The sequence below is a fragment of the Paenibacillus pectinilyticus genome (assembly GCF_001700435.1).
In the GTDB taxonomy this organism is placed as follows: Bacteria; Bacillota; Bacilli; order Paenibacillales; family NBRC-103111; genus Paenibacillus_E; species Paenibacillus_E pectinilyticus.
Map to the genome: position 1 here is coordinate 652497 of NZ_LYPC01000014.1, position 22799 is coordinate 675295.

18 protein-coding genes are annotated in these 22799 nt (G+C 42.2%); 15 read left to right on the forward strand and 3 right to left on the reverse strand.

Going from position 1 to position 22799, the window contains the following annotated elements; translation table 11 throughout:
• Positions 1–9 precede the first annotated feature (9 nt).
• The 3 genes from A8709_RS09995 to A8709_RS10005 all read left to right on the forward strand — a co-directional run bounded on the left by A8709_RS09995 (position 10) and on the right by A8709_RS10005 (position 1739).
• Positions 10–801 (forward strand): TatD family hydrolase, encoded by a 792-nt coding sequence (locus tag A8709_RS09995; protein WP_065852211.1) that lies wholly within the window; start codon positions 10–12, stop codon positions 799–801.
• Positions 802–881: 80 nt separating this feature from the next.
• Positions 882–1304 (forward strand): AraC family ligand binding domain-containing protein, encoded by a 423-nt coding sequence (locus A8709_RS10000; RefSeq protein WP_141692481.1) that lies wholly within the window; start codon positions 882–884, stop codon positions 1302–1304.
• A gap of 72 nt (positions 1305–1376) precedes the next feature.
• Entirely contained in the window at positions 1377–1739 is a 363-nt protein-coding gene (locus A8709_RS10005; RefSeq protein WP_065852213.1) for a Gfo/Idh/MocA family protein, read from the forward strand.
• A gap of 40 nt (positions 1740–1779) precedes the next feature.
• Here A8709_RS10005 and A8709_RS10010 read toward each other — a convergent pair whose 3' ends face one another.
• The 3 genes from A8709_RS10010 to A8709_RS10020 form a co-directional block, all read right to left on the reverse strand.
• On the reverse strand, positions 1780–2457 hold the full coding sequence (locus A8709_RS10010; RefSeq protein WP_065852214.1) for an ABC transporter ATP-binding protein: 678 nt from the start codon (positions 2455–2457) through the stop codon (positions 1780–1782).
• On the reverse strand, positions 2454–3581 hold the full coding sequence (locus A8709_RS10015) for an FtsX-like permease family protein (protein ID WP_065852215.1): 1128 nt from the start codon (positions 3579–3581) through the stop codon (positions 2454–2456). The genes A8709_RS10010 and A8709_RS10015 overlap by 4 nt, the downstream gene beginning before the upstream one ends.
• A 427-nt stretch (positions 3582–4008) precedes the next feature.
• Positions 4009–4566 (reverse strand): GbsR/MarR family transcriptional regulator, encoded by a 558-nt coding sequence (locus tag A8709_RS10020; RefSeq protein WP_065852216.1) that lies wholly within the window; start codon positions 4564–4566, stop codon positions 4009–4011.
• Between the two features lie 347 nt (positions 4567–4913).
• Here A8709_RS10020 and A8709_RS10025 point away from each other — a divergent pair, with 347 nt between their 5' ends.
• The 12 genes from A8709_RS10025 (at position 4914) to A8709_RS10080 (ending at position 22798) form a co-directional block, all read left to right on the forward strand.
• Positions 4914–6008, forward strand: coding sequence for a putative 2-aminoethylphosphonate ABC transporter substrate-binding protein (locus A8709_RS10025; RefSeq protein ID WP_065852217.1), 1095 nt, complete (start codon positions 4914–4916; stop codon positions 6006–6008).
• 90 nt (positions 6009–6098) lie between these two features.
• Complete coding sequence (locus tag A8709_RS10030) at positions 6099–7133, forward strand: ABC transporter ATP-binding protein (RefSeq protein WP_065852218.1); 1035 nt, start codon at positions 6099–6101, stop codon at positions 7131–7133.
• A 13-nt stretch (positions 7134–7146) separates the two neighbouring features.
• A complete protein-coding gene (locus A8709_RS10035; protein ID WP_065852219.1) occupies positions 7147–8847 on the forward strand; it encodes a putative 2-aminoethylphosphonate ABC transporter permease subunit in 1701 nt (566 codons plus the stop codon).
• 34 nt (positions 8848–8881) lie between these two features.
• Entirely contained in the window at positions 8882–9676 is a 795-nt protein-coding gene (locus tag A8709_RS10040; protein ID WP_065852220.1) for an HAD family hydrolase, read from the forward strand.
• Positions 9666–10007, forward strand: coding sequence for a DMT family transporter (locus tag A8709_RS10045; RefSeq protein ID WP_084224797.1), 342 nt, complete (start codon positions 9666–9668; stop codon positions 10005–10007). Before A8709_RS10040 ends, A8709_RS10045 begins: the two co-directional genes overlap by 11 nt.
• Before the next feature lie 374 nt (positions 10008–10381).
• On the forward strand, positions 10382–14449 hold the full coding sequence (locus A8709_RS10050; protein WP_065852221.1) for an S-layer homology domain-containing protein: 4068 nt from the start codon (positions 10382–10384) through the stop codon (positions 14447–14449).
• Positions 14450–14545: 96 nt separating this feature from the next.
• Positions 14546–16159 carry an Ig-like domain-containing protein gene (locus A8709_RS10055; RefSeq protein ID WP_065852222.1) on the forward strand — a complete coding sequence of 538 codons (1614 nt, stop codon included), beginning with the start codon at positions 14546–14548 and terminating at the stop codon, positions 16157–16159.
• An 87-nt stretch (positions 16160–16246) separates the two neighbouring features.
• Positions 16247–17374 carry a HupE/UreJ family protein gene (locus A8709_RS10060; RefSeq protein WP_244163146.1) on the forward strand — a complete coding sequence of 376 codons (1128 nt, stop codon included), beginning with the start codon at positions 16247–16249 and terminating at the stop codon, positions 17372–17374.
• A gap of 224 nt (positions 17375–17598) precedes the next feature.
• Complete coding sequence (locus A8709_RS10065; RefSeq protein WP_244163147.1) at positions 17599–19062, forward strand: spore germination protein; 1464 nt, start codon at positions 17599–17601, stop codon at positions 19060–19062.
• Complete coding sequence (locus A8709_RS10070; RefSeq protein WP_244163148.1) at positions 19040–20137, forward strand: GerAB/ArcD/ProY family transporter; 1098 nt, start codon at positions 19040–19042, stop codon at positions 20135–20137. Before A8709_RS10065 ends, A8709_RS10070 begins: the two co-directional genes overlap by 23 nt.
• Positions 20134–21249: a Ger(x)C family spore germination protein gene (locus A8709_RS10075; RefSeq protein ID WP_065852225.1), complete on the forward strand. Its 1116-nt coding sequence runs from the start codon at positions 20134–20136 to the stop codon at positions 21247–21249. The genes A8709_RS10070 and A8709_RS10075 overlap by 4 nt, the downstream gene beginning before the upstream one ends.
• 244 nt (positions 21250–21493) lie before the next feature.
• The gene (locus tag A8709_RS10080; protein WP_065852226.1) at positions 21494–22798 is read left to right on the forward strand and encodes an ABC transporter substrate-binding protein; all 1305 of its coding nucleotides are present in this window, start codon (positions 21494–21496) and stop codon (positions 22796–22798) included.
• The last annotated feature ends 1 nt before the right edge of the window (position 22799 follow it).

Consider the following 22799-nt stretch of genomic DNA (forward strand, 5'->3'; position numbering starts at 1 on the left):
CACACTACAATGACTAATCAACTTATCGACATAGGTGTGAATTTAATGCATCGCTCTTTTGATCAAGACCGCGACGAGGTGGTTGCAAGGGCAGTTGCGTCGGGAGTGACCCCACTCCTATTGACGGGCACAAGCATAAGAAGCAGCGACGATGCGTCGCGATATGCAAGTAGATTTCCTGGGAAATTATTTACGACAGCAGGGATACATCCGCACGACACACGCAATTGCAAAGCGCACACGATGGATAAGCTGCGTCAACTGGCGAAGCTGCCTCAAGTGGTTGCTATTGGTGAATGTGGACTGGATTATAACCGTGATTTTTCACCTCGCGATGTACAACGGAAATGGTTTGAGGAACAGATTCAGCTTGCCTGCGAGCTGCAAATGCCGCTTTTCCTGCATGAGAGAGAAGCTCATTATGATTTCGTTCGTCTCATGAAGCCGTATGTCGGTTCAATTAAAAAGGCTGTTGTCCATTGCTTTACGGGATCGCTGCAAGAACTGCAGGTTTATCTACAGCTAGGATTTTATATCGGAATTACAGGCTGGATTTGCGATGAACGTAGAGGCAAGCACTTGCGTGAGTTGGTGAAGAAAATACCATTAGATCGTTTAATGCTAGAAACCGATGCGCCATTTCTTACCCCAAGGGATTTGCCCATAAAGCCGCAGGATGGCCGCAATGAGCCTGCTTTTCTCCCGCACATTGCAGCGACAGTTGCTGCATGTCTGGGTAGATCTGCCCAGGAAGTTTCAGATGCAACAGCACAAACAACGAAGGATTTTTTTGGGATTTGATTTATGATCGCATCGTATCGTGAACCAGGCCAACAAATGGCGTATAATGGTAATCGAAAAGAGATGTCCGTAAGAAGGATGTGGCACGGGTGTTAACAGATGTGATCTCCGCACTGCTGGAAATAGCAGATTTAAAAATCCTAAAATTTGATAGCCATCATCGAAATGAGATGAACTATCGCGATCGGATTTTTGAAGAGTACTATATGATGACTTATATACGTAAAGGATCTGCCAAGCTGAAAGTGCAGGATAAGATATATAATTTGCTGCCTGGAACCGTTATCTTTATACCTCCTCATCTCAAGCATGATCAATACAAAGATAGTGAGGAAGAGACTGAATTCCTTTGGTGGCACTTTACGTACAACATTCATCAGGTTGTGGATGTCTTGCCATTTCTACACATTCCCTACATCTATCCTTTGAAAAACCATACCAGATTTGAGGAAGTAATCAGCGGTTTATGCCGGTACATCGCAAAGCGAAGGAAATTCTACTAAGCGGTAAATTAGGCAAAGTACTTAGTTTTAGCACAACGTTTGGGCACTCAGGACCCGAGCATTGGAGCGTGGATGGCAAAAATAGCTAGTCAAGAGCATGCCTTTTCAGGCGCACTAGGCGATTTAGGCATCCATAAAGTTGATTTGCTGCAGTGGCTGCTGGTTGATCGTTTCAGCGAAGTGGGGGCTTTGTGCTCAACCTTGCACAAGCCTACGAATGTAGATGATCATGCGTTGCTACTGTTAAAAACTTCCAATGGGAATGCAGGCTCCTTAACAGCTAGTTGGACTTACTATGCCAAAGAGATAAATACGACGATTCTGTTCTCTGAAAAAGGGATAGTAATCATCGGGACAGATCCATCTTTCGGTGTGATTGTCGAATATCAGGATGGATCACGAGAGTGCTATGATACGACCACTATAGGAAATTAAAAACAGAGTACGCAACGTTGCGCGCTCTGTTTTCTTTTTTTTATTTCTCGATTAGTTTTCCATTCTCAAGAAAAAGTACGCGATCACAAAGAGGCAGTACTCGCTCATCATGCGTAACCATCACCGCGCTCTTTCGCTGATCCTTGACTTGCTTGGCGATCATACTTACGATATCGAGCCCTCGAGAAGCATCTAGACTGGCTGTTGGTTCATCGGCGAACAGGACAGCAGGGTCATTCATCATGGCTCTTGCGATAGCCACACGTTGACGCTCTCCTCCAGAGAGTTTCTCCGGATAGGCATTACGACGATGAGACAATCCCATCTTATCGAGTAACTCTTTTGCTCGTTTGGCTGCCTTCGACTTTTCCATCCCTGCTAACTTGCTTACAAGAATTAATTGTTCATCAATTTTCAAGTAGGGAATCAAGTTGGCACTTTGAAAAATAAACCCGATTTTTTGAAGTCGAAGCTCAGATAGTTCTTGCTTGTTTTTGCTTATAATGGATTCACCATCGAGAAGAACATGCCCGCTCGTTGGTTCAAGTAGTGCTCCTGCTATGGAAAGAAATGTACTTTTGCCCGAGCCTGAAGGGCCCATTACGGCGACCAGCTCACCTTCGGCGACCTCAAGATTTAGTTTATCCAGAATCGTTCTTTCGATACCGCCATCCTCAAAAGTACGTGTAATCTCCTGTAAGACAAGTCTGTTTGTCATGCTGCTGTCCTCCCAATCGCATCCAATGCGTCAATTTTGGCGACTTTCCACACGGAAAATAGTGACCCGGCCAAAGACATGGTTACAAAAGACAAGCAAGTAAGTAGCAAGGTGGAGAAACCTAATTGGAATGGCATAGAGCTTGGCAATATGGCCTCAAACAATGTAACTAACAGGACACTAAGGAGCAAACTGGCGACCGATAAAACCAACACCTGCAGTGTTACGCTTCTAGCTAGATAGGCAGTACGTGTACCGATGGCTTTCAAGATACCAAATTGACTGGTTTTCTGAATCGTGATGACATAAAAGAATACTGCCAATACAAAAGCAGAGATAACAAACAAGAAGACGATCATCATCATCAGCGAGCCTTGCTCTTCTTTGTAACCAGGAATCGCGGATACGGCATCAGACTTCTTGATCACTTCTGTATTTGGCAGCGCGGACTGAAGTTCTTTCGCTTTTTCTTTAGACGCTTTAATGGCGATTGCATTGTAAATGTTACTGTCAGCAACTGATTCAGTGCCTTGAGTAGTAAGTGACTGTGTTTGAAGTGAAAGCCAATCCTGCTTATTTAGAAAGACTGCCGGCGTATGACTGAAGGACTCGTTTTTAACAAAACAGCCTACCGTCCATTTTATACCGGAAGCTTGATCTACAAGGATTGTGCCAATTTTGACGCCAGAATCAGCCAACTTTTGATCAACTAGAACTTTTCCTTTTATTTGATCGGAAAGTGGGGAACCCTCAGTTATTGCTGGCGCCAGCCAGCTATTGAGATTAACCGCGAGCAGCGTAACATCGATTTTCCCAGTTTCTCCAGATGGAATAACCGTTGTCATTTTCACACCAAGTGGCTCTGCGTTCTCTTGGCCTACGATTAAGCCGGCCTTTTCAAGCTGATTCTGATTGATCTGAGATCGGGTAAAACGGTGATTAGAATCCTGTTGAAAAATAAAATGTGTTGCATCCATATTTTTGACAGAAGCGGCGTTATCATACGCAAGTCCCTGTGCGAGTCCGGTGACAAATAGAACAAGAAACGCGACCAGCACCATAATTGTAGCGATTAATGAATACCTACCTTTAGCAAACCGCATTTCTCGAATAGCTAGATACATAGCGTTTAGCCTCCTTCGTATAGACCAAAGTATAGGCATCGAAAATGAACGGACCATGAACAACAGGTTACAGCTGAGGTAGTGTCATGTTAAAAAGCGTTGCACCAGGCGCTTTACACCTTAAGGAGAGGCATTTCGATGAGATATACGTAGAAAGATAATGAATTTTGTTACTTTTATATATGAAAGTTTGGAAGCTATTTGTGGTGATAGCGCAGGGGGGATTGCTCCGCGGTATTGTCAATCATGGTCCGCGATCGTGGGGAACAGGCTTGTATGAATATGCTTGGATCGGATAGGGTGGAAGAAGTACAACCCGGATGGTGCGCTATTTTCTTAACGTTCTTTCTTCCGGGTCATAGCATATAAAATGGGATTTCGATGTTTTTTGTAACTCAATCAGCGGAGCTATGTCAATTTGGGATGATTAGCAGTCGATTGGAGAAGAGAAATCTTTGAAATATTCTCCACGCTTCAAGGCATTGACAAACTGCTGAAGCCATTCGTAATAGGTTTGTCCATGCCGAAGTTTATATAAATCTTGAAGTGCAAGATTACGCTCCTGGTCCGATATATGTTGGTCAAGAATCAATTCTGTCAATTCAGGAAGAGCTTTACTTATGGACTCTGTCATTACATTGATTTCACGCTGGAGCTTAAGTGTAAAGAAGTTTTGAAACGCCAGAAAAAAATCAACCTCAGCAGCATACAGTTCTTTTCTCTCCTGTTTTTCCTCTAGTTTTTTTACCATTTGAGATTCTACTAATGATCTAACCGCATAGCTCATGTTGCTTTTACTCATATTCATTCGAATTTTCATCTCATCTAGCGTCATTGGCCGATCTTCAAAGAACATAATCCCGTACAATTGTCCAGAAGAATGAGTTGCCCCGTACAAATCCATCGTCTCTGCAATAGCATCAATGATATTTTGTCTGATACGTCCCCTTTGTTCTGTTGCGTAATTTCCTTCTTTTTGAGACATTTGAATGTTCACTTCCTATTCTTGATCGACTAATAGATTCAATGGATTTTGTTTGAATTACATATATTATAGCAAAATAACACTAGAGATAACTAGGAAAATGTAATTGATTCTTTACATAATCTTAACGGTGAGTTAACGCTAGGTTGACACAAAAAGGAATTTATTAGTGTACAATATTTTTTGTACGGAATGAACAATAGGAAATAAAACGCAACAATTTCTTATTAATTCAAAATATATTGAACGAATTGAGGGGTCTTTTTCTACTTGATTCATTCGTACAAACCATAACAATCGAAGTAGAATCATTTCAAAACTATGATATCGAGAAAAGAGGATTAACTATGAAAACGAAATGGAAATCACTTGGGTCTATGTTACTTATTACTGGTTTATTGGCAGGGTGCGGTACAGCAAAGCCGGCAAGTACGGCTCCAACCAGCAACCAAGCGAGTCCGGCAGCAACAGCTGCTGCAAGCAAAGCGGCAGAAATCACGGTATATTCCGCAATGGAAGATGAACAAATTAAAACCTATCTTACTTCATTTAAGGCGCAATATCCTTCAATTAAAGTGAATATTGTTCGTGATTCGACAGGAATTATGACAGCCAAGTTAATTGCAGAAAAAGAAAATCCTCAAGCTGACGTCATCTGGGGATTGGCCGCAACAAGCTTGCTCGTTATGGATGATCAAAAAATGCTGGAGCCGTATGCGCCTAAAGGTGTCGATAAGGTACTCCCTGAATTTAAAGATAAATCGAGTATTCCAAAATGGGTTGGTATTGATATCTGGGAAACAGCCATCATTGTAAATAAGGTGGAAATGGAAAAACGTCACTTGGCCATTCCCCAATCGTACGAGGATCTAGGTAAGCCGGAATATAAAGGATTAATTGCAATGCCGAATCCTGCATCCTCAGGAACAGGATACTTGACTGTGAATGCACTTATCCAATTGTATGGTAAGGATAAAGCTTGGACTTTTATGGATAAATTGCATGATAACATGATGATGTATACCCAATCCGGATCCAAGCCGGCGAAAATGGCAGCTTCAGGAGAAGCTCCGATCGGTATCTCATATGGATATAGCGGCATCCAGGAGAAGAAGAAAGGATCCCCGGTTGAAGTTATTTTTCCTAAAGAAGGATCAGGCTGGGATATGGAAGCAAATGCTTTAGTGAGTAAGAAAGATATTAAGCCTGAATCGAAATTGTTCTTGGATTGGGCGATTAGCGCGGAGCCGATGAAGGAATACAATAAAAATTACGCGATCTTAAGTATTAAACAAGATGGAAATATTATTCCGGATGGTTACAGTAAAGATCCAGTTTCACAATTGAGCAAGTTAGATTTGTACCAAGCTGCGAGAGACCGTGAATCCGTGCTGGCAGATTGGACAAAGAAATACGATTCCAAGTCAGAGCCGAAAAAATAGAGGTGGATTATTACGGGATGCCGATGTGTGGCATCCTTCCCATTTTCGAGCGATTTATTTGCGTAATTTAGTTAAAAAGGAGCAGTTGTTATGAAAAAAGGGTATTTATCGCTTCGCAATCTTTCGAAACAATTTGGGAAGCAAAAGGCGCTGCAGGAAATAAATCTAGATATTTATCAGCATGAGTTTATCTGTCTGTTGGGACCAAGCGGATGCGGTAAAACGACTTTGCTGCGTATCCTTGCGGGTCTTGAAAAAGCGGATGGGGGCCATTTGACCATCGAGGGAAAAGATATCACCTCTGTACCTGCTGGAAAGCGGAACTTCGGCATGATGTTTCAATCATATGCGTTATTCCCTAATCTAACGGTGTCCGAAAATATTGCATATGGACTTCGCAATCGATTAACCAAGTCCCAAATCGTAGATCGCGTGGATGAGCTGCTAGGATTAGTTGAATTAGCGGAACAGTGCAATAAAGTACCCTCACAATTATCAGGAGGTCAACAACAGCGCGTAGCTCTAGCGAGAGCACTCGCCTTTTCACCGGATTGTTTGCTGTTGGATGAGCCCTTATCTGCTCTTGATGCAAAGGTTCGTGTGAAGCTGCGACGTGAAATCTGTCGTCTGCATAAGCAATTTGGGATGACGACAATAATGGTGACACACGATCAGGAGGAAGCTTTAACGATGGCTGATCGCATAGTAGTCATGAATCAATCGCGAATCGTTCAAATCGGTACCCCGAATGAAGTGTATGAACGTCCGAATAGCCCATTTATTGCCGATTTCATTGGCGCGGTTAGTTTTATAGAAACGAATAATGGTATAAAAGGGAACCCAATTCTGGCTATCCGTCCAGAGCATGTTCAATTGGTTCGAGAAGGTCATGAGAAAGGCAGACAAGGAATCGTACGGGAAATTGAATATCGAGGAACACATTATCGCATGGTTCTAGAATTATTGGATCATTTGGATTCTCCGCTTATGCAATTCCTTACCGTTGATCTGCAGGCGCAGGCTATGGGGACTTTTAATATCAAACTGAATCAAAAGGTAACATTCAACTTGCCGCCTGAACACGTCATTCGGTTTGATACGCTTTCCGATATTGCAGTCGGATGAGGAGGTGAATGACATGGATACGTGGTTAAAACGAATACGACCGAATACTAACAATTGGAGTCAAAACAGTTTCATTCTACTCATGATACTGGCGTTGATTTTTACAATTCTATTACCGCTTGGTGAACTCTTGATCAAAGCGGTTAGCAATCAAGATGGGAATTTTATTGGACTTGCTAATTTTTCCAAATACTTTACTACACCAACTCTAGTCACTTCATTATGGAATTCAATTAAGGTTTCACTGATTACAACTGTAGTCTCGGTAACTCTCGGATTTGGATTTGCTTATGCGCTTGAGCGAAGCGGAATCAGGGGGAAATGGTTTTTTCGTTCTGTAGCGCTCCTTCCGCTTTTTGCTCCATCCATGCTGCATGGATTAGCATTAATCTATTTGTTTGGTAATCAAGGACTTATTTCAACTGGTTTTTTCGGGCTTCTGCCTGAATTTCGAATTGAGCTTTATGGGCAGATCGGGATTGTTTTATCCGAAATTTTATATACATTTCCACAAGCATTTCTCATCCTCTCGGTAGCTTTTGCGAGTTCGGATTATCGATTATATGAAGCTGCAGAAACGCTTGGTGCTTCAAAATGGCGTACTTTTTGGACGGTAACCGTACCAGGCACCAAGTTTGCTCTCATTAGCTCTATTTTTGTTTGTTTCGTACTGACGTTTACTGACTTTGGAGCACCCAAGGTTGTAGGCGGACAATTCAATGTTCTTGCGACCGATTTATTCAAGCAAGTGATTGGTCAACAGAATATGCAAATGGGGGCCGCCGTCGGTGTGCTGATGTTAATTCCAGCTGTGCTTTCGTTTGTTATAGACCGAATTTCACAACGGAAGCAGAGCGGGTGGCTTAGCGCGAAATCAATGCCATATCGGATTGAAGCAAATAAGCTGCGCGACGTCTTATTATTCCTGCTTTGTTCGGTTATATCTGCTGCTATTCTAAGTATTATTCTTGTAGCACTCTATGGATCCATAGTAAAAGTGTGGCCTTACAACTTACAAATCTCTTTTTCCCATTACGAAGGTTTTCTTGATGGGGCGGGACCATTTGTGAATAGTTTGCTCATTTCAACTGGTGTTGCGCTGATTGGCGGTGTAGTGACATTCCTATTCGCCTATCTCATTGAAAAATCTCGCGGATATGCATTATTACGAAATAGCGCTTATTTCTTGTCGATGCTGCCGCTTGCATTACCGGGATTGGTGCTGGGTCTCATTTATGTATTCTTCTTTAATAATCCGAACCAGCCCTTACATGGGTTATATGGGACTATATGGATTATGATTATTTGCAATATTGTACATTTTTATTCGGTTTCATTTTTAACGATGACCTCGGCGCTTAAAAAGCTGGATAGCGAGTTTGAGGCCGCCTCCGAAACGATGAATGTCCCCTGGTATAGGACACTTGTCAGGGTTACTCTACCCATGTCATTACCGAGTATTTTGGAGATTTGTATGTATTATTTTATCAACAGTATGGTGACGGTATCGGCAATCATCTTCTTGTATGCGCCGGACCTTAAACCAGCCGCCATCGCAATTGTTAACATGGAGGACTCAGGTGATACCGCTCAGGCGGCAGCCATGTCGCTGCTAATCATACTAGCCAACCTGATTATGCGAACGGTTGTTATGTTGGCGTCCGGAAGACTGCGTCGACGAACGGAAGCTTTATTGGTAAGGAAAGACAGTTAGTTTCACCTATATGAGGATCTCAGGAGCGATTGGAATGCCAAAATTGATCATTAATAAGAAGAGCCATGCTGTAAAAGGAGTGTTATTTGATAAGGATGGTACACTACTCAATTTTATAAGTCTTTGGGGATATTGGAGTGAGTCGTTGTACCGGAATTATTCAAGTACAGTCTTATCTATGGTACCGGATGGTATCATAGATCCCCTCTCAGACTTATGGGGAACGGTTCATGATGCCTCAGGGCATGTGGCTGATTATAGTAGAAATGGGCCACTCGCCATGGGATCGACTGGCGATTTGCTCGCTATATTAGCTTGGCAAGGTTATCGGCTTGGGCTTCCTTGGAGCGAATCCATGCGGATAGCAAGGGAAAGTAAACGGCTGGCAGATGAAGAAATGGCACAAGTTCGGCCCGTTTATCCGATGCCAGGAGTTATCGATTTTCTGAAGCAATGCCATGATCAACAAGTGCCCATGGGCATTGTAACAGCTGATGACACAGCGGAGGCGGAAAAACATTTGCAGTGGTTGGGCATTCGCCAGTTTTTTAAAGCTATTGTTGGTAACGATTTGGTGAAACGGGGAAAGCCTTATCCGGATATGTTATATAAGGCCTGCCTGGAGCTTGGTTTGGCACCGAATGAAGTGGCTGTGATTGGAGATACCAACAGCGATATGCAGATGGGGATATCCGCTGGAGCTGCAGTCACGATAGGGTTAATGTTTCATAATGCGTCACAAACTGACATAAGTTGGCTTGATGACGCGAATGTGATCATCTCTTCTTACGCTGAACTTCACTTGGAGGAATCCACGGATGAAAGGTGAGAGTGGTTTGGGATGGTTACTTCTAATACTTGCCATCCTCTTTGAATTAGCGGGTACGACGTCCATGAAGCTATCCGAAGGATTTACCCGATTTTGGCCGTCAATTTTGATGTTTGTTTTATATGGCTTCAGCTTTACCCTGCTTAACTATGCTCTAACTTACATTGAAGTTGGAGTTGCATACGCCATTTGGTCAGGTGTCGGTATTGTTCTAATTACCATGGTGGGATTTGTGCTTTTTAAAGAGTCATTCAATCCAACTCAATTAGCGTGGATGCTACTCATCGTTATTGGTGTCATCGGCTTAAAATTAAGCAGCAAAGGTCATTGAAATGGCAAATAACAGTCGTATGTTTACAATAAATAAACCCGCATTTTACATGTAATTAACCAATTGGCTAATGTTTAAATGTACAGTAAATATTGTATAAACATGAAAATACAGATTTTTTAATGTTAAATTTATTAGTATAAAATTTATTTTGAACGTAATCCTTTGAGTTAAGCTCGAAAATGCTGTTTAAGCCAAGGCTCGACATCCCGACTATTAATCGTGGCAAACACTTTCGTTATGCTGGTTTTTCCACAGGGATGAGTGCATTTTGGGAGGTGGTGCTTTCGGATTGAATGGCCTTTAGTTGTCGTCTCAGACTTTCTCGATCAGCTTTGTTTGTTTGAAAAACTAAAGTATGGAGGTTTTCTGTAGTGAAAAGAATTTTATCCGTTACTCTCGCATCAACGATGCTATTCGGTATGTTATCGAACACCGCAGTACATGCAGATAATGGCGCCACGAACACAGGTTTAAATACTAACCCACCTATTGCATCGATTAAATTCGATAATAATTTAAAGGATGATGCAGATCAAGATCATCCGTTGGAAGCACATGGAAATGTAAGTTATGTAGACGGTGTATTACCCGGGACCAAAGCTCTGCATGTAGAAAGCGGAAATGGCAATTATGCCAGTATGACGCATAACTTGAATGTTGGTGATGGCAGTTTTACCACATCCTTCTGGTATAAAGGCGACACGAAGACTAACCAGGTAATTCTATCCAACAAGGATTTTAGTAAGAGCTCTAACGCAGGGTGGGCGATTTTTACATCAGCCAATTCAGTCAATATGAATATAGGATTCCCGACCGCATCCGTTAATTTTGGCCGCAACACGTTTAATGCTTCCACTTGGCGTTACGTGACATTTGTTGTAGACAGAGATAAAATGCTTGGGTCGTTGTATATTGATGGTTACGAGATGGCTGAATCATCGCTGGGAATCGGTAGTTTAGATACATCGAACCTAATAAATATAGGTAGCGACGCTTTGGGCGGCAATGGTGGTAATTCATTCGATATCGCTGATCTGAAGGTTTGGAAAGGTGCATTAAGCAGTGATGTCGTTCAAACAAATTATAATAGTTACGATGCAAATAAAGTAGATATGAAGGCACTTAACGACACCCTATCAAAAGCAAATGCACTAATAGCAAGCGGTCTCGGCAACGGCTTCAGCCAAACCGATTTTGATTATTTGAAGAATGTGTTTAATATGGCAAATTCGGTTGCAACAACGCAAAAAGTAAAATTATATACACAGGAAACGATCAACTATAACGATCGTGAACTAAACAACGCCATATTCATCTATGAAAAAAGCAATAAAACGTTAACTCCCGCCGATTTAAATGTAGTTGATAGCAGCGACCCGGAATACAATGGAAATGCTGTGGATTCACGTCAGGAAGCAGATATTAGAAAAGACTTGCAAGTATTCCCGCAGGCCGATGTCATTGTGCAGCCTGGCGACATTACAGGCGGTAACAACGCTAATGAATATGTGTGGATGGATAGCTTTAAAACCGTATACAACAAACTTAAAGCTGAGGGCTTATTCAAGACGACGAAGTTCTATGTAGTAAAAGGCAATCATGATATGGGCGGCTCCGAAGCTTTCATACCTGACGGAACGGCGGGTGCGTGGAACGAATCAACGAATTCGTACGATAATGATTTCTCTAACAGTGCTTATCGGGTAAAGGTAAAAGGATATAATTTAATTGGTTTTGATGGAAATGTGAACAACAGTAACACAGTGGGAAAAGCCACTAATTTCCTCAACGAAATTAAAAGTGAACCGGATTATGATCCGAAAAAACCCATACTTGCAATGGCTCACTACCCGATAGGCGGAACTGTGTGGTCAGGCCAATGGAACAGCGCTGCAACTAATAGTTTCGGTAAATTTGTTGCCGACAATAATTTTTCGCAGGTATTTTATATGTCAGGTCATACGCAATACGACCCGACCGACGAACGTTCTCTCTATCAAGGTGCGGCTACATATCTTGATTCCGGTGGTTCGAACTATTCCAGTTATATTGATAACGGTCCGTACGGTGGATATATAGAGGGATCGTATATCAATTATACGACCACACCTCGTATCTCGAATTTCTTAGAGATCTACGGAACGAAAATTATCATCAAACAGTATAATTTAGCTACAGATGAATTTGTAAGCATACCTCGTGTAGTCAACGTTGGCGATGGCAAAGATGCCTTTACCTATAACAAGAGCGATACAAGAGATCTCGTAGCTCCGCAGTTTGACGAGGGAATTAAGGTCGATTCCTTCAATAACAACGAACTTGCATTTACATTGAAGCAAGCAAATGACAATGTGCGCGATTTGGAATACAATATTGAGCTTATCAACAAGCTAACTGGGAAAGTGGACAAAACGTTTAACAGCCTTTCACTGCCGCTAGACAAACCATACAAAGAATATCGGCAATATAAGTTTACAGGTGTGTCGCCGACGACACCATACATACTCCGGGTATATGCAGCGGATTCCATGTATAACCGTTCGTCGCAGGACATTGAAATTAATGTTAACGGTGGTAAATTAAACAGAATCATTGCGCCAGATGACATTACAGAGGTGGCAATCGGAACGGCTAAGACAGCAGACGCCCTTGGATTACCCAAAGCAGTATCCTTGGCTACCGATGAAGGTATGGGGTATGCCTACGTGACATGGGATGTAGAAGCTTCAAACTATGATCCCACTGTAAAGGCTAACCAGACCTTCACTGTAAATGGAACTGTAACGTTACCATCTGATGTGTCAAATCCTAATAACGTGCCATTGACAATAAGCATTAACGTATCTGTGCAATCTATTATTAAAGTAGAAGCGGAAGATTATGTTGATATGTCTGGGATTCAGACAGAGGACAGTTCGGAGGGGACAAAAAGTGTAGGATACATTGATGCTGGGGACTGGATGGACTACGCTGTAAATGTGCCAATCACGGGAACTTATAAGTTAAATTACAGAGTAGCAGTAAACACTGGTTATACAGGCAAAGTCAATTTCCTTGTAGATGGTGTTTCGCAGAAAATAACATCTTTTCCTTCGACTGGTGGATGGCAGAATTGGAAGACTGTATCAGATGAAGTTTTCTTAAATGCCGGCTCTCACACGATAAGGCTGAACATAGAAGCAAACGGATGGAATCTTAACTGGTTTGCACTGGTACTAGCGCCAGCGCCAGCTGCGCCTAAGTCTGTCTTGACAAGTTTACAACAGGTGCAATCTGGGCAACCATTTGATCTAAAGATGGGACTGACAGGTGACGGTACGCAAAGCGTATACGAGCAAGTGTATGCGCAAGACTTGACGCTTCACTTTGATCCGTTGAGTTTGAAGTTCAATTCGGCTATATCAGTACTAGATGGATTTCAAGTTATCAATCAAACGGAGAAGGTACCAGGTGAAGTTCGGATTATAGCTGCTAGAACGAGCTCGAAAGTGTATGCCCAAGGCGATCTGCTCTCACTCAACTTTACGGCGAAATCTGTGACGCAAGCTTCTAAAAGTTCGGTGATTTCAATAGACAATGTTGTTATTGCCAACGGACAAGGGGATGAACAGAAGGTTAACGGTACCTCCCTTGAAGTGAAAATTAGTGGTAACGATGGTAACAATGGTAACAACGGCAACAATGGCAACAATGGCAACAACGGCAACAATGGTAACAACGGCAACAATGAAAACAATGGTAACAATGGCAACAACAGCAACAATGGTAACAACAATAATAATGTATTTAATAGTGATATTATTAACGAGATTAAACTAGTTAATGAGATCTCTTCCAGAGTTGAGGAAGCCAAGAAGGCTGATAAACCGGTTGAACTGGCTGACATTAAAGGACACTGGGGTGAAAAAACCATAAATACGTTTGTGAAACTAGGCGTTATCGATGGTTATGAGGATGGAACCTTCCATGCGGATGGTCAAATCACACGTGCTGAGTTTGCAATGATCATCTCGCGCGTATTCGAAATCAATGGAAATGCTAGTCCTTCACATTTACTAAAAGATATTGACAATCATTGGGCTCAAACTGCCATCGACAAACTCGCTAGTGCAGGAGTGATAGCGGGATACGAGGACGGAACTTTCAAACCTGATAAAACAATTACCCGTGAAGAAATGGTCGTTATTTTATCCCGTATCGTCAATTTGACTAAACTGGAGAAAGATGCTTCTAAAGGCAATTTAACGGATATGACAAGCGCAAGCTCTTATGCAGTAAATTCAATCAAGGATGCGGCAGAAGCAGGCATTATCAGCGGTAAGGGCAATGGCTTATTTGATCCGCAGGGCATCTCCACACGTGCTGAGGCGCTTACGATCATATTGAATGTATTGAACCTTAACCCTCAAGTAAAAACACTCTTGGACAGTTTAAACTAAGACGAGCAATATGGTACGAGTTGCAGAAATTAAAGGATCTCCAAACACAGTTTAGGTTTTAAAAGTCCTATACCATAGAAATGAGGTTGTGCCAAAATGGATTCCATGCCACAGTTGTCGTTCAGCAACAACCGATACCGAAAGTCGTTGCGTCGCACTGGTTTACTTGCTTTAACCCTTATGTTGATCCTTAACTTATACGCAGCATTTTACATTCAGTTCGCTGATGCAGCCACTAGCCAGATTATAGTTATGGACAAAACCCAATACCTACAATCGGAACCCGTTACCTTATCGTATAAGGGAGCTGCTGCCAATGGGAAAGATTGGGTTGGTATCTACAAAACGGGGGACACTCCTCCAGGTTCCGGTGTAGCGATAACATGGAATTATGCAAAATCCGGAGACGGTAAAGTCAGTTTCAGTGGGCTTGCTCCAGGCACTTATGATGCCCTGTTCCTGTTCAATGACGGATACACGATATTGGATCGCAAGACATTTCAGGTCGTTACAAGCATGCCAGTATCTGGAGTGACACTTGATCAACCGAAAATAAGAATGACACAGGGTGACATCCAAACATTGACCGCCACTGTTTCACCAGGTAATGCGAACGATCAGAGAGTTTCTTGGATAAGCAGCAATCCTAGTATTGTTTCCGTAACTGCCACAGGCGGAATCGCTACGTTAAATGCTAATCTTCCCGGAACGGCGACGGTAACGTCGACAACCTATGATGGTAATTTTAAAGCATCAGCAACTGTAAGAGTGGATCCACCTGGGTATATAAGAGTCTCGGGGATATCGATTGACAAACAGGATGTAACACTCGAGAAAGGGCAAACGACGCAAGTGACAGCGACAGTTGCGCCAGTGGATGCGGCAAACCCTAATGTTCTATGGACAAGTAGCAATCCGAGTGTTGCTTCTGTTGTAGCAGACGTAAACGGCACTGCGACTATCCAAGCAAACAGCGGAGGGATTGCGTCTATTACAGCAACAGCAGCGGACGACGAGGGATATACTGTCGTTTCAAATATAACAGTCCATGTGCCCGCTAACGGAGTCCTACTTGATCAAGCGAATATTCAAATGGTCGCGAATCAATCTGTGCAGCTTCATGCGACTGTTTCCCCAGCGGATGCGTTGAACAAAAATGTGATCTGGTCGTCTAGCGATCCGAGTATCGTGCAGGTCACAGGTTTGAATGATACGACTGATGCCACAATTCTTGGTTTGAAAGTTGGGACTGCCGTCATCACTGTAAGGACAGTGGATGGTAATTTCACACAGGATTGCAATGTAACTGTAGCGGTTTTGGATAATACAGCTCTAAAAAGTGCAATTACAGCTGCTCAAGTGAAGTTAGACTCAGCGTCGATCGGTTCCAAGTGGGGACAATATTCGCAAAGCGCAGCTGGCACCTTGCATGCAGCGATTAGTGCAGCCAACGTAGTATGGAGTAACGTAAACGCAACTCAGACGGAAGTCAATCAGTCAGTTATCGCCCTTAACTCCGCCTTACAAAATTTTGAAGGGGCTTTGAATGTGAATGCAAGTATCGGCGATGTGGCCATCATATCCGCACACAACGGATCAACGTCAGTTAGTAGTGACTGGGCAGACATTCAGAGGTATGACCTCAATCAGGATAATGAAATTTCAATTATCGATCTTCAAGCCATGGCTAAAATGATTGTAAATCAATAAAGGTAAGAAGGTTAGCAGAAATGCTAGCCTTCTCCTCTATATTTGCATACTTTTGGGCTGTAGGGATGATTGTCATACTTGCATCTTATGAAAAGAGGTTCCTTTATGAAGCAGCGTTCTTTCCTGTCCTTGTTCATCATGATCTTATTATTTTTTGGGACTACCACAACTTCGTTCGCGCATGTTCAAAGTATGGGTTACTCAGAATTAAAGATTGAACAGAACGAGATTCTCTATGATCTTTTTATTGATCAAATAGATTTGTTTCCACAATTCGGTGGCAACTTGGATAATCAGGTGAACGAAGATCAGTTCTCGCAAAAAATCGAATCCTATCTGCAGAAAAATCTTCGCATAGATGCGAATTCGAAGCCTTTAACGATGAAAATGAATTCGATGAGCATGGCAAATAAGGGTACCTCAAGAGGTATAGAATTTCATCTAACATTTACCGCCGATGAAGTGATCCAACACTGTAATCTTCATTACAATCTGGTGTTTGATGATGTGCCTGCTCATACAAATGGAATCTTGATCCAAGCAGGTGAATATGTCCAACAGGATTTGATTGATAGCACGAAAAGAGATATTCTGATCAACCTTCCTCAGGATATCCAGCAAGATACGAACATCTCGAAAACGAATAACCTTATCAACATTCCCCAGCCTAAGCTTGGCGCTGTTTTGTGGAAATATTATAAGCTTGGAATCGAACATATTTTGACAGGTTATGATCATTTGGTATTTTTGTTATCCTTAGTATTAATCGCCTCTCGTTTCAAGGAGGCATTGAAAATTGTCACTGCTTTTACAATCGCTCACAGCATTACACTTTTCTTGGTGGCTTCGGGTCGCCTTCATGTCATCCCCTCTTGGGTCGAAGCGTTGATTGCGGTGACGATCTGTTACGTGGCCGTGGAAAATTTGTTTGTTCAGAAGGCGAAATGGAGATGGGCACTGACAGCTCTATTTGGTCTGATTCATGGTATGGGTTTCGCCGGGGCTTTAGCTGAAACCGGACTTCCAAAGGGCAATTTGATTGGCACGCTCTTGACTTTCAATTTAGGTGTAGAAACAGGTCAACTGATGGTGCTATGCTTGTTACTGCCACTCTTGATTTGGCTGCGAAGGTTCCCATGGTATCGTAAAATGATGATTTCAACGTCTTGTCTTATTTTTGTTCTGGCATTTTATTGGTTGATCCAAAGACTGTAAGCTATTCATCGATGCATACGAGAGTTAGCCCTACTCAAATAACGAAAAGACGACTTTTGCCCCCAATAGGATGGGAATAAAGGTCGTCTTTTTATTGTTGGATAATGTTGATAATAATGGGTAAATTAATATAAATTGGAGTGAATGTAGGTGGAGCAGGGATGAGGAATCGTTTTAGAAAATATGTTTCGAAAAACAGTGAAGAAAAAAGGCCACTTTCAGAAATGAAAGTTTACCCATCTTTGCAAGAAAATATGGCCTACATTCAGAATCAGTTGTTTCATTCGAGTGATTTGAAGTCGCGGAATATTAGGCTAAATCAATTAGAAGGGCTTATTGTCTTTTTGGAATCACTATCTGACCAGCAGAGAATTCAAAAAGAAATCATTAAGCCGATAGAAGAAATAAAAGAAGGAACCTTGGATGAACTCATCACTTCCATGGAGGTTGCGAAGAAAACGGATCTGAATGAGGCTTTGGATGCCCTAGTTCAAGGGAATTGTATATTGGTTTTTGAAGATAGCGTAGAATTTTTTTGTGTCAATGTAAAAGCAGTTTATAAACGAAATATGTCTGAACCAGTAAACGAAAGTGTCGTTCGCGGAGCACATGATGGCTTCATAGAGAACCTCATCACGAATCTTTATTTGGTTCGAAAACGCATTGAAAATCCGAACCTGGTCGTTCGTTATTACACGGTTGGAAGTGCAACCAGTACTAAAGTGGCTCTTCTTTATATGCAGGATCTAGCGAATCCGGAGTTGGTCCAAGAAGTGGATCAAAGACTCGGTTCCATTGCTATGGACACCGTTATCTTACCTGGATTCATTTCCGAATGGATTGAAGATAACTCATTTTCTCTCTTTCCACAAATCTTATTTACGGAAAGACCTGATCGGACTGTAGCCCATCTCATGGAAGGCCGTGTTGTTATTTTATCGGATGGAGATCCGACCGCACTTATTTTGCCAGTAACTTTCTTTGCCTTTTATCAAAGTCCGGATGATTATCACAGCAGATGGATTGTCGGATCGTTTATTCGTTTGATTCGATTGGGGAGCTTTTTCATTGCATCGATAGTACCTGCACTATATATTGCGATTATTGGCTTCCATCCTGAAATTCTTCCAACCAATTTGATTTATACCGTAAAAAGCAGTATTGACAAGATACCATTTCCACCCATAGTGGAGGCTCTAATTATGCAGATCGCCTTAGAAGTACTTCGTGAAGCAGGGATTCGTTTACCAAGCCGAGTCGGTCAAACCGTAAGTATTGTTGGCGGTTTGGTCATCGGTGAATCTGTCGTACGGGCCGGTTTGGTTTCCTATCCCATGGTAATCGTTGTCGCCTTGACGGCTATTTCGTCATTTGTAGCCCCGTCTAGTGAAATTAGTACGGCGACTCGCATACTGGGCTTTCCTCTCATGATTCTGGCAGCAATGTTCGGATTGATCGGCATTACGTTTGGCCTTCTTTTCCTCTTAATCCACTTATGTAAATTAGAAAGTTTTGGTACGGCCTATTTTGCACCTGTAACGCCGCTGCGAATCAGAGATTTGAAGGATGCATTAACACGGTTTCCAATCTGGAGCATGTATCAGCGCCCTCATGACGCGCATCCCCAAAAGTTAAATCAGGTAAAAAATGCAAGGGAGTGGGAACATGATGATTCCGGAAAAGAGTAGAATTACTCAGGGACAGTTCATGTTTTTTGTCATCCAGTCTCAGGTGGGGGTAGGCGTTTTATCTCTTCCCCATAAAATGCAAGCTATAGCGAAGGGAGGCGGATGGATTTCAACCTTAATCGCTGGGCTCATCGTACAAGTGATTATATTGATTCTATGGGCTCTTTGCAGAAGGTTTCCCTCCGATACCCTATTCAGCTTCTTACCGAAAATCGTCGGTAAACTTATTGGGAATCTGCTAGGCCTTATTTATATTGGCTATTTTCTGTTTTCGGCGGGATTTGTCTTAACTATATTTGCCGATGTCATAGGAAAATGGGTTCTCCTAAGTACGCCAAGATGGGCATTATTGATGCTGACCCTTCTCACCTGTATGTATTTGGTAAAGGAAAATCTGCGCGTGATAGCTAGACTATTTGTCATTTCTTCGTTATCGATCCTTGTTATGCTGCTACTCTCGTTGATATGTTATTTTAATATGAGCCTTGATTATATATTTCCTATTACGGAAGCAGGATGGGGTAAAATATTCGAAGCTGCAAATGAGGGGTTATTTCCTTTATCTGGGTATGAAGTGATAATAGTGATTTATCCTTTTGTAGAAGGGAAAAGCAGTGGAAAATTAAAGGCAGCATCTTTAGGGAGTTTGGTAATTACTCTTTTTTACGCATTCGAGGTGTTCACTAGTTTAGTCATTTTCAGCCCGTCGGTTATGCCCGCGATCTCGGAGCCTCTTCTCTATATGTTGAAAGGATTCTCTTTCCAGCTCATTCAACGAATTGATTTAATCTTTTTATCTTTATGGGTTTTTGTGGTCAGCACTGCGATTGTATCTTGGATATATATGGCAACAACGGGATTAGGTCGTCTCTTTCACCGGGGTGAACATAAAAAGGCAGTCCCCTATGCCGTTCTCCTTGTTTTTATCCTGGCTATGATTGCTCAAGATCCATCAATTACCGCACTTTTTGATCGAATGTTTAAGATTTTTCATTATACACTAGTGATGGGGCTTCCTCTGATCCTGCTGATCTTATCCTATCTGATTAGAACAAGGAGAGTGAAATCAGGGTGAGAAGGAGCCTCTCTACAATCACTGTTATTTGTATCCTCATCTTGATGACCGGGTGTTGGGATCAAGATCTCTTAAAGAATGCACGTTTACTTTATGGAGCTGGGTTCGATGTCGCGCCGAATGGAAAGCTGCTATCCACCTTGGTTATACGGGAAATGCCTGCCAGCGAACAACAAAGTCCTAAAAACGATATTATTTATTCGATCGGCAATACGACAATGGAAGCCCGCGATAAAGCAGATGATAAAATATCCCGTTTTCTTCGAGCTTACAGAAATCGGATTATTCTCATTGGAGAGGAGCAAGCCAAGCAAGATATTTATCCGATCCTCGATACGATTTACCGCGACCCCAAGAGCGCTTTGAATGCGAGGATCGGAGTGACAAAAGGGCGGGCGACAGACCTACTATCCCTTGAGAAAGTAGGTAATGTCTTAATCGCGGAAGAAATTGATGAATTAATAAAGAGCAAAGAAATGACAACAAACGTTCCGAAAGTGACCGTAGAAACGATTTACCCTGTGATAATGGACTCTGGAGAAGACTTTGTTCTTCCATACCTTCTGGAAAAAGGGAAACGAGTAGACGCGGGACAAATCGCCATGTTTCATAATCGTCAATTTACAGGGGTACTGAACACCGCAGAATCTACCATGTTCTTATTGTTGAAAGGCGATAGAGGAAAAGTGGTGAGATTCACCCAAAAAATTAGTAACAGTCACCATGATGGTTATGATTTTATTACATTTAATGTAAATAAGACAAAGCGAAAGATGAAGATACGGATTCAGTCAGGTGATCAAATTACGGTCATGTTGGATTTAAAATGGAAGGTGAGTATCGTAGAATATCCGAAAAATCACATAGCGGATAAAGAAACGGTTGTTCAATTAAATCAAATCCTTTCTGAAGAGATGAATCGTTTGATTAACGAAACGATAAACAAAATGCAAATAGCCCACTGTGATGGGTTGGGTATCGGCAGAAAACTCAGGGCGTTCTATCCTGAAATTTGGAAGAAACAGAAGGAAGACTGGGGGAGTAATTACCAGAAAGTACTTTTTGTTCCTAAGATTCAGGTCGAAATTACGAAGAAAGGAATTATCAATTAAGATGAATAGGGCTGGTTTAGTGAAGTGAACAAGAGTAGTAACCAATATTAGCCTTACGAGATAAGATCGTAGGGCTTTTTATGTTCTTTACGAAGATGACCTCGATGTAGGGACAGCCTTTATCAATACTCGTTTTTTCATGCTCGCAACATCCGCCGCAGCGGGAGATTACAAATGCTTGTTTTTTTTATGCGCTCAGTTCGCTATACTAATTGTAAACGTTATCATAGAATGGGTGGAGTGAATGAAGCTTCGTTTAATGGTGATCAGTGTTGCGATGTCTCTGTTATTTACAGCTTGTCAGAAGCAGTCTACACTCGTTGTTCCGATTAGCCAGCCCAAACAACAGACGCTGGTCTGGATTCATCATTTTGATGAGGAAGGCGCTCGCAAATGGCTGGAATTGGGGACACAGTTATTTACGAAGAAGCATCCCTCTTATACGTTTACACTTACAGGTGTGGATGGAGGGAATTATATGAGCTTGCTGCGAACGCGAGCTATTTCTAACAATATGCCGGATATGTATATGATCGATAACTTGGAAAGCGCGCAGGACTTAATTCGTACTGGTTATGCCTTGGATCTTACCCATCAGCCGTTTCTATCGCAAATCGATGAGCGATTCTTGAGCGGAGTGAAATCAGCCGATGGTCAGATTTGGGCGCTGCCGATTGATGTCAACGGCGCAGGTGTTATTTACAATAAAGATGCTTTTGCCAAGGCAGGAATTCAGCATCCGCCAACGACATGGGCTCAATTTATAGAAGACTGTGCAGCTTTGCGGAAGGTTGGCATTGTGCCCATTGCTGCTGGCTACAAGGATAGCTGGACGATTCTTTGGGATATAGCGGCGGATTTACTTGCCAATCAGCATGCGGCTGCGCGCAACTGGATGGCAGATATCGAAGCAGGCCGAACGTCTTTTGCGGAAGACGGGATTCATTTTAAGGATATTCTCAAACGGTTTGGCGAACGGTTAACCTATGTCAACGCAGAACCATTTGAGACGGACTGGATTCAGGCGCAGTTGCTGCTAGCACAGGGGAAAGCGGGGATGATTATTAATGGCACGTGGACGGTAGATGGTGTGAAATCCAAAAATCCAGCCAGTAATCTTGGTTTGTTCGCATTTCCTTATTCGAATGACCCAGATGATGCGAAGTTCGGTTTGAAATCGACCGGGGGAATTGTCATCAATGCCAAATCACCTAATAAAGAAGCGGCACTGCAAGTATTAGAACTGTTTGCTTCGAAAGAAGTAGGAACCATTTTTCAGACGAATAAAAAGGCGCTTTCTGTTATTAAGGGTTTACCCAATGATTTCGATCCGACCTATGTCGAATTGAACGATACGTATATTCAAACGGGAAAAACCTATGATTGGTCCCGTTTACCTACTGATTTCTTGAACCAAGATCTGCAGAAGGTGTTCATTAATGCCCTTACGAAATTCGTTCTGGACCCTAATCATAATGTTAACCTGTGTATCAAGGAACTTGATCAAGCCTTCGATCGGATTCGTAAACCAATCAATGACAGTCGATGAG

Excerpts from the sequence above, each read along its gene's own strand:
- A8709_RS09995 (WP_065852211.1), top strand. The coding sequence starts at position 10 with ATGACTAATCAACTTATCGACATAGGTGTGAATTTAATGCATCGCTCT.
- A8709_RS10005 (WP_065852213.1), top strand. The coding sequence starts at position 1,377 with ATGGCAAAAATAGCTAGTCAAGAGCATGCCTTTTCAGGCGCACTAGGC.
- A8709_RS10010 (WP_065852214.1), bottom strand. The coding sequence starts at position 2,457 with ATGACAAACAGACTTGTCTTACAGGAGATTACACGTACTTTTGAGGAT.
- A8709_RS10015 (WP_065852215.1), bottom strand. The coding sequence starts at position 3,581 with ATGTATCTAGCTATTCGAGAAATGCGGTTTGCTAAAGGTAGGTATTCA.
- A8709_RS10020 (WP_065852216.1), bottom strand. The coding sequence starts at position 4,566 with ATGTCTCAAAAAGAAGGAAATTACGCAACAGAACAAAGGGGACGTATC.
- A8709_RS10025 (WP_065852217.1), top strand. The coding sequence starts at position 4,914 with ATGAAAACGAAATGGAAATCACTTGGGTCTATGTTACTTATTACTGGT.
- A8709_RS10030 (WP_065852218.1), top strand. The coding sequence starts at position 6,099 with ATGAAAAAAGGGTATTTATCGCTTCGCAATCTTTCGAAACAATTTGGG.
- A8709_RS10035 (WP_065852219.1), top strand. The coding sequence starts at position 7,147 with ATGGATACGTGGTTAAAACGAATACGACCGAATACTAACAATTGGAGT.
- A8709_RS10040 (WP_065852220.1), top strand. The coding sequence starts at position 8,882 with ATGCCAAAATTGATCATTAATAAGAAGAGCCATGCTGTAAAAGGAGTG.
- A8709_RS10045 (WP_084224797.1), top strand. The coding sequence starts at position 9,666 with ATGAAAGGTGAGAGTGGTTTGGGATGGTTACTTCTAATACTTGCCATC.
- A8709_RS10055 (WP_065852222.1), top strand. The coding sequence starts at position 14,546 with ATGGATTCCATGCCACAGTTGTCGTTCAGCAACAACCGATACCGAAAG.
- A8709_RS10060 (WP_244163146.1), top strand. The coding sequence starts at position 16,247 with ATGAAAAGAGGTTCCTTTATGAAGCAGCGTTCTTTCCTGTCCTTGTTC.
- A8709_RS10065 (WP_244163147.1), top strand. The coding sequence starts at position 17,599 with ATGAAAGTTTACCCATCTTTGCAAGAAAATATGGCCTACATTCAGAAT.
- A8709_RS10070 (WP_244163148.1), top strand. The coding sequence starts at position 19,040 with ATGATGATTCCGGAAAAGAGTAGAATTACTCAGGGACAGTTCATGTTT.
- A8709_RS10080 (WP_065852226.1), top strand. The coding sequence starts at position 21,494 with ATGAAGCTTCGTTTAATGGTGATCAGTGTTGCGATGTCTCTGTTATTT.